General features: G+C 74.0%; 9 protein-coding genes and 1 pseudogene. 7 read left to right on the top strand and 3 right to left on the bottom strand.

Features of this window, described 5'->3' with window-relative positions; genetic code table 11:
* A pseudogene (locus J7I94_RS16315) lies at positions 1-235 on the bottom strand (hypothetical protein); the annotation flags it as partial.
* Between the two features lie 175 nt (positions 236-410).
* Here J7I94_RS16315 and pdhA point away from each other — a divergent pair.
* From pdhA to J7I94_RS16285, 6 genes are all read left to right on the top strand, one after another.
* Positions 411-1,595, top strand: a complete 1,185-nt coding sequence (pdhA, locus tag J7I94_RS16310; protein ID WP_215167828.1) for a pyruvate dehydrogenase (acetyl-transferring) E1 component subunit alpha — start codon at positions 411-413, stop codon at positions 1,593-1,595.
* Entirely contained in the window at positions 1,592-2,596 is a 1,005-nt protein-coding gene (locus J7I94_RS16305; RefSeq protein ID WP_215167827.1) for an alpha-ketoacid dehydrogenase subunit beta, read from the top strand. The genes pdhA and J7I94_RS16305 overlap by 4 nt, the downstream gene beginning before the upstream one ends.
* Positions 2,596-4,023 (top strand): dihydrolipoamide acetyltransferase family protein, encoded by a 1,428-nt coding sequence (locus J7I94_RS16300; protein WP_215167826.1) that lies wholly within the window; start codon positions 2,596-2,598, stop codon positions 4,021-4,023. Before J7I94_RS16305 ends, J7I94_RS16300 begins: the two co-directional genes overlap by 1 nt.
* 77 nt (positions 4,024-4,100) lie before the next feature.
* Positions 4,101-5,066 carry an NTP transferase domain-containing protein gene (locus J7I94_RS16295; protein WP_215167825.1) on the top strand — a complete coding sequence of 322 codons (966 nt, stop codon included), beginning with the start codon at positions 4,101-4,103 and terminating at the stop codon, positions 5,064-5,066.
* Positions 5,063-6,679: a molybdopterin molybdotransferase MoeA gene (locus J7I94_RS16290; RefSeq protein WP_251075236.1), complete on the top strand. Its 1,617-nt coding sequence runs from the start codon at positions 5,063-5,065 to the stop codon at positions 6,677-6,679. The genes J7I94_RS16295 and J7I94_RS16290 overlap by 4 nt, the downstream gene beginning before the upstream one ends.
* Positions 6,676-7,773 carry a TrkA family potassium uptake protein gene (locus J7I94_RS16285; RefSeq protein WP_215167824.1) on the top strand — a complete coding sequence of 366 codons (1,098 nt, stop codon included), beginning with the start codon at positions 6,676-6,678 and terminating at the stop codon, positions 7,771-7,773. Before J7I94_RS16290 ends, J7I94_RS16285 begins: the two co-directional genes overlap by 4 nt.
* Before the next feature lie 13 nt (positions 7,774-7,786).
* Here J7I94_RS16285 and J7I94_RS16280 read toward each other — a convergent pair whose 3' ends face one another.
* Together J7I94_RS16280 and J7I94_RS16275 are read right to left on the bottom strand one after the other, a co-directional pair.
* A complete protein-coding gene (locus J7I94_RS16280) occupies positions 7,787-8,635 on the bottom strand; it encodes an ABC transporter permease (protein WP_215167823.1) in 849 nt (282 codons plus the stop codon).
* Positions 8,632-9,687 carry an ATP-binding cassette domain-containing protein gene (locus J7I94_RS16275; protein WP_215167822.1) on the bottom strand — a complete coding sequence of 352 codons (1,056 nt, stop codon included), beginning with the start codon at positions 9,685-9,687 and terminating at the stop codon, positions 8,632-8,634. The genes J7I94_RS16280 and J7I94_RS16275 overlap by 4 nt, the downstream gene beginning before the upstream one ends.
* 211 nt (positions 9,688-9,898) lie before the next feature.
* Here J7I94_RS16275 and J7I94_RS16270 point away from each other — a divergent pair, with 211 nt between their 5' ends.
* Positions 9,899-10,879, top strand: coding sequence for an NAD(P)H-quinone oxidoreductase (locus J7I94_RS16270; protein WP_215167821.1), 981 nt, complete (start codon positions 9,899-9,901; stop codon positions 10,877-10,879).
* Positions 10,880-10,882: the final 3 nt, after the last annotated feature.

Below are 10,882 nucleotides of genomic sequence, written 5' to 3'. Positions count from 1 at the left end.
GGGTGGCTGTGGTGCTGGTGTCGCGGGTGGGGCCCGCTGGGGACTTGGTGGCTGTGGTGGGGGGGTCGCGGGTGGGGGCCGTTGTGGCGGGGGTGGCTGGGGTGCTGGTGTTTTCGGCGGGGATCGCCGTGGTGGCGGCGTCCCGGGCGGAGGCGGTCGTGGCGGGAGTGTCCGGCCCGGGAGTGTCCGGGCCGAGGGCGTCCTCCGGGCGATCGGCCATTTGTTCAGCTGCCATCTGCCCCCGCCTCTCTACCATGGACGTACTGCGTCCATCTCAGGCTGTGCAGAACCGTTTGTCCACAGCCCCGGGGCCGCTGTAGCCAAAATGTGCCGGCGACCAAACAATCGGTAGGTGAGACCCGTCACACCCGTGGCGGTGCCGCGAACCACTCCCACGAGGAGGTGCCGTCATGACGGTCACGGAGCAGCGGGGCGCGTACCGGCCCGCTCCGCCGCCCGCCTGGCAGCCCCGCACGGACCCCGCGCCGCTGCTGCCCGACGCCGAGCCGTACCGCGTCCTCGGCACCGACGCGGCCGACCGGGCCGACCCCGTGCTGCTGCGGACCCTGCACACCTGGCTGGTGGCGGGCCGGCGGTACAACGCGCAGGCCACGGCCCTCACCAAACAGGGCCGGCTCGCCGTCTACCCCTCCAGCACGGGGCAGGAGGCCTGCGAGATCGCCGCCGCGCTGGTGCTCCAGGACCGCGACTGGCTCTTCCCCAGCTACCGCGACACACTCGCCGTCATCGCCCGCGGCGTCGACCCCGTCCAGGCGCTCACCCTGCTGCGCGGCGACTGGCACACCGGCTACGACCCCTACGAGCACCGGGTCGCCCCCCTCTCCACGCCGCTCGCCACCCAGCTCCCGCACGCCGTCGGCCTCGCGCACGCCGCCCGCCTCAAGGGCGACGACGTGGTCGCGCTGGCCATGGTCGGCGACGGCGGCACCAGCGAGGGCGACTTCCACGAGGCGCTGAACTTCGCCGCCGTCCAGCGCGCGCCGGTCGTCTTCCTCGTCCAGAACAACGGCTTCGCGATCTCCGTCCCGCTCGAGAAGCAGACCGCGGCCCCGTCGCTGGCCCACAAGGCCGTCGGCTACGGCATGCCCGGCCGCCTGGTCGACGGCAACGACGCCGTCGCCGTCCACGAGGTACTGTCCGACGCCGTACGGCACGCGCGCGAGGGCGGCGGCCCGGTCCTGGTGGAGGCGATCACGTACCGCTTGGACGCCCACACCAACGCCGACGACGCGACCCGCTACCGCGGTGACGCCGAGGTCGCCACCTGGCGCGGACACGACCCCGTCGACCTCCTGGAGCGCGAGCTGACCCGGCGCGGACTGCTCGACGAGGACACCGTCCGGGCCGCCAGCGAGGACGCCGAGGCGCTCGCCGCCGGCCTGCGCGCCCGGATGCACCAGGACCCGCGGCCGGACCCCATGGACCTGTTCGCCCACGTCTACGCCGAACCGACCCCGCAACTGCGCGAACAACGGGAGCGGCTGCGGGCGGAGCTGGAGGCGGAGGCGGAGCTCGATGACGAGGCGGAGCCGGACGCCGCCGCCGGGGCCGTGTCGGAAGGGGGGGCGCGATGACCACCGTCGCCGCCCGGCCGGCCACCATGGCCCAGGCCCTCACCCGCGCGCTGCGCGACGCCATGGCCGCCGACCCGGCCGTCCATGTCCTGGGCGAGGACGTCGGCACGCTCGGCGGCGTCTTCCGGGTCACCGACGGACTCGCGAAGGAGTTCGGCGAGGACCGCTGCACGGACACGCCGCTCGCCGAGGCCGGCATCCTCGGCACCGCGGTCGGCATGGCGATGTACGGGCTGCGCCCGGTGGTGGAGATGCAGTTCGACGCCTTCGCCTACCCGGCGTTCGAGCAGCTCGTCTCCCACGTGGCCCGGATGCGCAACCGCACGCGCGGGACGATGCCCCTCCCGCTCACCGTCCGCATCCCCTACGGCGGCGGCATCGGCGGCGTCGAGCACCACAGCGACTCCTCCGAGGCGTACTACCTGGCCACCCCCGGCCTGCACGTCGTCACGCCCGCGACCGTCGCCGACGCCTACGGGCTGCTGCGCGCTGCCGTCGCCTCCGACGACCCCGTGGTCTTCCTGGAGCCCAAGCGCCTGTACTGGTCCCAGGACGCCTGGAACCCCGAGGAGCCGGCACCCGTTGAACCGATAGGCCGCGCGGTGGTGCGGCGCTCGGGGCGGAGCGCCACGCTCATCACGTACGGACCGTCCCTGCCCGTCTGCCTGGAGGCGGCGGAGGCGGCCCGGGCCGAGGGCTGGGACCTCGAAGTCGTCGACCTGCGCTCGCTGGTGCCGTTCGACGACGAGACGGTGTGCGCCTCGGTGCGGCGGACGGGACGCGCGGTCGTCGTCCACGAGTCGGGCTCCTTCGGCGGTCCGGGCGGGGAGATCGCGGCCCGGGTCACCGAACGCTGCTTCCACCATCTGGAAGCACCGGTGCTGCGGGTGGCCGGGTTCGACATCCCGTACCCGCCGCCGATGCTGGAGCGCCACCACCTGCCCGGGGTGGACCGTGTCCTGGACGCGGTGGCGCGTCTGCAATGGGAGGCCGAGAGCTGATGGCAGCACAGGTGCGGGAGTTCAGGCTCCCCGACCTCGGTGAGGGGCTCACCGGGGCGGAGATCGTGCGCTGGATGGTCGAGGTCGGTGACGTCGTCGCCGTCGACCAGCCGGTCGTCGAGGTCGAGACGGCCAAGGCGATGGTGGAGGTGCCCTGCCCCTACGGCGGGACCGTCACCGAGCGCTTCGGCGACGAGGGCACGGAAGTGCCGGTCGGGGCGCCGTTGCTGACGGTGGCCGATGGTGACCTCGGGGGCGACGGGGGTCACGGTTCCGGTGTGCGTGCGGGGGCGCGGGTCGGAGTCGGTGCCGGTTCCCGTGCGGGTGCTGGTGAGGGTGCGGAAGACGGTGCCGGGGGTGCGGGCGGGCGGGACGAAGGCTCGGGCAATGTGCTCGTGGGGTACGGGACCGCGCGGGCGCCCGCGCGGCGGCGCCGGGTGCGGACCGAGCCGGTGCCCGTGGGCGGACCCCCGGACCGGGTGAACGGCCGGGCGGCGGACGCCGAGCGGGCCGAGGGGCCGGTGCCGGTCATCTCCCCGCTGGTGCGCCGGCTGGCCCGGCAGAACGGCCTGGACCTGCGTGAGCTGTCCGGTTCGGGCCCGGACGGGCTGATCCTGCGCGCCGACGTGGAGTACGCGCTGCGCGCCGCCGCCGCGCGGGGCCGTACGGCGGTGGCGCGCGGTGAGCCGGACGTACGCGCGGCACAGGCCCCCGTCCGGCAGGAGACCGCCCCCGCGGACGGCCACCGCGTGCCGCTCAAGGGCGTCCGGGGCGCCGTCGCCGACAAGCTGACCCGCAGCCGGCGCGAGATACCGGACGCGACCGTCTGGGTGGACGCCGACGCCACCGAGCTGACCCGGGCACGCGCCGCGATGAACGCGGCCGGGGAGCCGAAGATCTCCCTGCTCGCCCTGCTGGCCCGGATCTGCACCGCCGCCCTCGCCCGCTTCCCCGAGCTCAACGCCACCGTCGACACCCAGGCCCGGGAGATCGTCCGGCTCGACCGCGTCCACCTCGGCTTCGCCGCGCAGACCGACCGGGGCCTGGTGGTGCCGGTGGTCCGCGACGCGCACACCCGGGACGCCGAGTCCCTCACCGCCGAGCTGGCCCGGCTGACCGAGGCCGCCCGCGCCGGCACCCTGGCCCCCGCCGATGTCACCGGCTCCACCTTCACGCTGAACAACTACGGCGTGTACGGCGTCGACGGCTCCACCCCGATCCTCAACCACCCCGAGGCCGCCATGCTCGGTGTCGGCCGGATCGCGGCCAAACCCTGGGTGCACGAAGGGGAACTGGCGGTGCGCCAGGTCGTCCAGCTGTCGCTCACCTTCGACCACCGGGTGTGCGACGGCGGCACGGCGGGGGGATTCCTGCGGTACGTCGCGGACTGCGTGGAGCAGCCGGCGGTGCTGCTGCGCACGCTCTGACCGCGGCCCCGGCCGTGTTCCGGCCGAGGCGCTCCCCCTGCGTTCCCTGCGATCTCCCCGGCACGCATACTCGGGGGGTGAGCGCGTACGAGTCCTCCGGCGGCCCCGGCGGCGTCCCCGAGGCGGGGGCCGCCCCCGTCGTCCACGACGCCGTCGTGCTGGCCGGCGGTGCCGCCCGGCGGCTCGGCGGCGCGGACAAGCCCGGCGTCCGGGTCGGCGGGCGCGCGCTGCTCGACCGGGTGCTGACCGCCTGCGCCGGAGCCGCGGCCACCGTGGTCGTCGCCGGCCCGCGGCCGACCGTACGGCCCGTCGTGTGGGCCCGTGAGGATCCGCCCGGCGCCGGACCGGTCGCCGCGCTCGCGGCGGGGCTGAGCCGTACGACGGCGGAGTACGTCGTCGTGCTCTCGGCCGACCTGCCGTTCCTCGACGGGGCGACCGTGGAAGCCCTGTTGACGGCTGTCGCCGCGGCGCCCGCCACCGCCGAGGGCGCGCTGCTCACCGACGCCGACGGACGCGACCAGCCCCTCGTCGCCGCGTACCGGGCGTCGGCGCTCCGCCGAGAACTCGCCGCACTGGCCGCCGCGCACGCAGGGCTCACCGGGCTGCCCCTGCGCCGGCTGACCGCGGGGCTGCGACTCGTTCGCGTCCCCGATCCCGTCGCGTCCTTCGACTGCGACACCTGGGACGACATCGCCACCGCTAGGGCACGCATCAGGGAGCATGGGCACGTGTTGGATGAATGGATTTCCGCCGCCAAGGACGAACTGGGCATCGATCTCGACGTCGACACCGCCCTCCTGCTCGACCTGGCCCGCGACGCCGCCCACGGCGTGGCCCGGCCCGCCGCCCCGCTGACCACCTTCCTCGTCGGCTACGCGGCCGCACGGGCCGGTGGCGGGCCGGAAGCCGTCGCTGACGCCGCCCGCAAGGCCGCGGCGCTCGCCCTGTGCTGGGAGGCGGAAGGCGCCTCCGGAACGACGGCCCGGCCCTCGGGCGCGGGTGCGGCCGACGCCGCCCCGGGCAGCCGTCCGGACGCCGGATGACCGCCCGCTCCGGCGGGACGGGGCTGGACGCCGAGGACCTCGATGTCGAGGAAGCGCTCGCCCTCGTGAGCGACAACCGCGGTCCCGTCTCCGACGATCACGATCACGATCACGGCCGCGAACCCGTACGCGGGCCTCAGCGGCAGGACCGCCGAGCCGGTGAGCGGGACGACGCGGCCGGTGAGCGGGACGACGCGCGGGCTGAGGAGCGGGTCGACCACTGGGACGACGACCAGTCCGGCCACGGCGGCGACGACCGCGGCGGCCATGTCGGTGACGACCGCGGCGGCCACCGCGGCGACGACCGCGCCGACCACATGGCCGACTCCCGCCGGGCCCCCCGCCGAGACGACCCCCACCGAGATGCCCCCCGCCCGGCCCCCCGCCGGGACGGCTCCCGCCACCACGCCGCCCCCTGGCCCGACGCGCGGCGGACCGCCGAGCGGGCCGGCCGGGCCGGGGCCTCCGCTGCCGGCCGGTCGCCGGTCTCCGTCCCCGTCGACGCGGCCCTCGGGCTCACCCTGGCCGCGCCCCTCGCGGCCCTCACCGATCTGCCCTCCTTCGACACCTCGGCGATGGACGGCTGGGCGGTCGCGGGACCCGGCCCCTGGACCGTGCGCGAGGAGGGCGTCCTCGCGGGCCACGCCGAGCACCCGCTCCTCGCCGACGGCGAGGCCGTACGGATCGCGACCGGTGCCCGTGTCCCCGTCGGCACCACGGGCGTGCTCCGCAGCGAACACGGCCGTACCGACACCCAGAACCGGCTGCACGCCACGCGCGCGGTCGTGCACGGCCAGGACATCCGCCCGCGCGGCCAGGAGTGCGGACGCGGTGATCAACTCCTGCCGGCCGGTGCCCTGGTGACCCCGCCGGTGCTGGGACTGGCCGCGGCGGCCGGGTACGACGCGCTGACCGTGGTGCCCCGCCCCCGCGCCGAGGTCCTGGTCCTCGGCGACGAGCTGCTCACCGAGGGCCTGCCGCACGACGGCCTCATCCGCGACGCGCTCGGCCCGATGCTGCCCTCCTGGCTGCGGGCGCTGGGCGCCGAGGTGATCGCGGTGCGCCGGCTCGGCGACGACGCCGAAGCCCTGCACCGGGCGGTCACCGCCTCCGGCGCCGACCTCGTCGTGACGACCGGCGGGACCGCCGGGGGACCGGTCGACCACGTCCACCCCACCCTGCGCCGCGTAGGCGCCGAACTTCTGGTGGACGGCGTCCAGGTGAGACCCGGTCACCCCATGCTGCTGGCGCGGACCGGGGAGGAGCAGCACCTCGTGGGGCTGCCCGGCAACCCCCTCGCCGCCGTCTCCGGGTTGCTCACGCTCGTCGGGCCCCTGCTGCGGACCCTGGCGGCCCGCCCGGCCCCGGAGCCGTACGCCCTGCCGCTGCGCGGTGAGGCGCACGGCCACCCGCACGACACCCGGCTCGTCCCCGTGGTCCTGCGGGGCGGCGGGGCCGTGCCGCTGCACTACAACGGACCGGCCATGCTGCGGGGGGTCGCGGCCGCCGACGCCCTGGCGGTCGTACCGCCGGGTGGGGTGCGGCCGGGTCAGGAGGCCGAGGTGCTCTCGCTGCCCTGGGCCACCGGCGGAATCGGAGTGTGTTTCACGTGAAACTTCCCGGCCAGGACGCGATCGCGCGCCAGGCGGACGAACACCTCGTGACCCATAAGGTGAGGCTCCCGAGAAAGCTGGTGGAACACCCGTTCCGCCAGGTCGGGAAGCGGCTCTCCTGGGCCCTGATCGTCCTGGTGGCGACCGCGTTCATCGTGTGGGCCGACAGCGACGGCTACAACGACAACTCCGACGGTTCCGTCGATCTCCTCGACTCGTTCTACTACGCGACCGTCACCCTCTCCACCACCGGGTACGGCGACATCACACCGGTCAGTGACGCCGCCCGGCTGACCAACATCTTCGTCATCACGCCCCTGCGCGTGCTGTTCCTGATCATCCTGGTCGGCACCACGCTGGAAGCCCTCACCGAACGCACCCGGGAGGAATGGCGACTGAACCGCTGGAGGTCCACCTTGCGCGATCACACCGTCGTCGTCGGCTTCGGCACGAAGGGCAGGTCGGCGGTCCGGACCGTCTGCGCGACGGGGCTGCGGAAGGAACAGGTGGTGGTGGTCGATCCGAGCGGCAAGGCGATCGAGGCCGCCACCGCCGACGGCTTCGCCGGGGTGATAGGCGATGCCACCCGCAGCGAGGTGCTCAAGCGGGCCGAGGTGCACCGGGCACGGCAGATCATCATCGCGACCCAGCGCGACGACACGGCGGTGCTGGTGGCGCTGACGGCCCGGCAGCTCAACAAAGGCGCCAAGATCGTGGCCGCGGTCCGCGAGGAGGAGAACGCGCCGCTGCTGAAGCAGTCCGGCGCCGACGCCGTGATCACCAGCGCCAGCGCCGCGGGCCGGCTGCTCGGGCTCTCCGTGCTCAGCCCCGCCGCCGGCATGGTGATGGAGGACCTCATCAGCCAGGGCAGCGGTCTCGACATCGTGGAGCGGCCCGTCATAAAGGCCGAGGTGGGCAGGGGACCGCGGGAGGTCGATGACCTGGTGGTGAGCGTGCTGCGCGGACACCGGGTACTGGGGTACGACGACCCCGCCGTCGGCGGGCTGGAACTGACGGACCGGCTGATCACGATCGTCCGGGCGACGCCCAGCACGCAGGTCGCGCCGGACGCCCGTCCCCTGCCCAGGGACTGACCGGCCGGGCGGGTCACTTGCGGTTGTAGAGCCGCATCGTGATCGGGCCGAAGACCAGCAGGAACAGCGCCGACCACCCCAGTGACCAGGCGATCTCGTCGGCCGGCCAGTCACCCGCCATCAGACCGCGCACCGCGGAGGCCACGTGGGTGATCGGGCTGTTGTTGACGAACCCCTGCAACCAGCCGGGCATGGTCGACGGGGCGACGAAGACGTTGGAGAGGAACGTGAGCGGGAAGATCACCATCATGCTGACGCTCATCACCGCCTTCTCGGTGCGCAGCATCAGCCCGAACATCGTCCAGATCCACGAGAAGGCGAACGAGAACACCAGCAGCAGGGCGATCCCGGTGACCACACCGCCGACCCCGCCGTCCGGCCGGTAGCCGAGGATCAGCCCGACGACGAGCATCACCACCGAGGCGATGGTGTAGCGCAGGGCGTCACCGAGCAGGTAGCCGACCATCGCGGCCGGCCGCCAGATCGGCAGCGAACGGAAGCGGTCGAAGACGCCCTTCTCGATGTCGGTGTTGACCGACACCCCGGTGTACATCGTGATCATGACGACCGACATCACCAGGATGCCCGGCAGCACGAACTGGATGTAGTCGCCCGGTGAACCGGCCAGCGCACCGCCGAAGAGGTACGTGAACATCAGCAGGTTCATGATCGGGAACGCGGTGACGTCGAAGAGCTGTTCCGGCACGTGCTTGATCTTGAGCATCGCGCGCCAGCCGAACGTCAGCGACGCCGAGAGAGAGCTGGGCCGCGGGGGCCGTTCGCCGGAGACCAGCAGGGCGGCCAGGGACTCGGTGCTGACCGGTGCGAGGTCCTTGTTCCCGGTGCTCGTGACCGTGCTCATGCCGCCACCCCGTCCTTCGTGTCGTCCGTGCCCTCGCCGGTGCCCGGGGCCGGGTCCTGCCCGGTGTCGTAGCCGGTGTCCTGCCCGGTGTCGTGGCCGGTCAGCGCGAGGAAGACCTCGTCGAGGCTGGGCTGCCCCAGGGAGAAGTTGTCGACGGTGATGCCGGCCCGGGTCAGCGCGGTGAGCGCGCGGGCGGCCTGGTCGGCGGCGGTCTCCTCGGCCGCCGCGCTCAGCCGGGCGGTCAGCGCCACCGGATCGCCCTCGAGCTGTACTTCGGCGACCAGCAGGTCACGCAGGACCCGCTCGGCGTCGGGCCGCCGGCCCGCGTCGCGCAGCCGCAGATGGACGGAACCGGCGCCGACGGACGCCTTCAGCTCGCCCTTGGTCCCCTCGGCGATCACCTTGCCCTGGTCGATGACGGCGATCCGGGAGGCCAGCTGGTCGGCCTCGTCCAGGTACTGGGTGGTCAGCATGACGGTGGTGCCCTGGGCGACGACCGCGCGCACGATGTCCCACACCTGGTTGCGGCTGCGCGGGTCCAGACCGGTGGTCGGCTCGTCCAGGAAGAGCAGGTCGGGGGTGTTGAGGATGGACGCGGCGATGTCGATACGGCGCCGCATGCCGCCGGAGTAGTGCTTGACCTGCTTGGCGGCGGCGTCCGTCAGTCCGAAGGCCTCCAGGAGCTGTCCGGAGCGCTGCCGGGCGGCCGCCTTGCCGTGGCCGAGGAGCCGGCCGAGCAGCACCAGGTTCTCGGTGCCGGTGAGGTCCTCGTCCACGGACGCGTACTGCCCGGTGAGGCTCACCCGGCCGCGTACCTCGTCCGCCTCGCGGACCACGTCGTGACCGAAGACCTGGGCGTGGCCGCCGTCCGGCCGCAGCAGCGTCGCGAGGATCTTCACGGCGGTGGTCTTGCCGGCCCCGTTCGGACCGAGCACGCCGTAGACCGTGCCGGCCGGCACCCGGAGGTCCACCCCGTCGACGGCGCGGGTCTCGCCGAACGTCTTGACCAGGCCCGCGGTTTCGATCGCGAGGCCGGACGTCTGCGTGCTCATGCTGAGAGTCCTTCCGCGTTCTTGGCCCACGCATGGGAAGACCTTTACCGTCCCGCGAACTCATCGCTCGCGCACAGGGTTTTCCCGGGGGACGGCGGCGGCCGGGGACCGTGTCCGGGCGGGGCGGGAAAGGGGCGCGTGCGGGAGGCGGGCGGCCGGGTCGGGCGGGCCGGGCAGGGCTGGCGGGGCTGGCGGGAGTAGCGTCCCCTTCATGCATGCGATCACGATCCCCGAACCCGGAGGCCCCGAGGCGCTGGTCTGGGCCGAGGTCCCCGACCCCGTGCCCGGCGAGGGCGAGGTCCTCGTCGAGGTGACGGCCAGCGCCGTCAACCGGGCCGACATCATGCAGCGGCAGGGTTTCTACCCGCCGCCGCCCGGCGCGTCCCCCTACCCCGGCCTGGAGTGCTCCGGACGCGTCGCCGCCCTCGGCACCGGCGTCTCCGGCTGGTCCGTGGGCGACGAGGTGTGCGCGCTGCTGGCGGGCGGCGGTTACGCCCAGAAGGTCGTCGTCCCGGCCGGGCAGCTGCTGCCGGTCCCCGAGGGCGTCGACCTGAAGCACGCCGCGGCGCTGCCCGAAGTGGTCTGCACCGTCTGGTCGAACGTCTTCATGATCGCCCACCTCCGTCCCGGCGAGACCTTCCTCGTGCACGGCGGCTCCAGCGGCATCGGCACCATGGCGATCCAGCTGGCCAAGGCGGTCGGCGCCAAGGTCGCCGTGACGGCGGGCACCGGCGAGAAGCTGGAGCGCTGCGCCGAGCTGGGCGCGGACATCCTGATCAACTACCGGGAGCAGGACTTCGTCGCCGAGGTCAAGCAGGCCACGGGCGGCGCCGGTGCCGATGTCATCCTCGACAACATGGGCGCCAAGTACCTGGACCGCAACGTGCAGGCGCTCAACTTCAACGGCCGGCTGGCGATCATCGGCATGCAGGGCGGCCGGAAGGCGGAGCTGGACATCGGCACCCTCCTCGCCAAGCGCGCCGCCGTGACCGCCGCGGGGCTGCGCGCCCGTCCCAAGGAGGAGAAGGCGGCCGTCGTGGCTGCCGTACGCGAGCATGTCTGGCCGCTCCTCGCCGAGGGCCACGTACGCCCGATCGTCGACCGGGAGCTGCCGATGGACGACGCGCCCGCCGCCCACCGGATCGTCGAGGAGAGCGGCCACATCGGGAAGGTGCTGCTGGTCGCGCCGTAGCGG

The sequence above is a fragment of the Streptomyces sp. ISL-12 genome, from assembly GCF_018614415.1.
Lineage (GTDB): Bacteria > Actinomycetota > Actinomycetes > Streptomycetales > Streptomycetaceae > Streptomyces.
The sequence above is the reverse complement of the archived record's forward strand: the minus strand, read 5'-3'. Positions and strand labels throughout refer to the sequence as shown.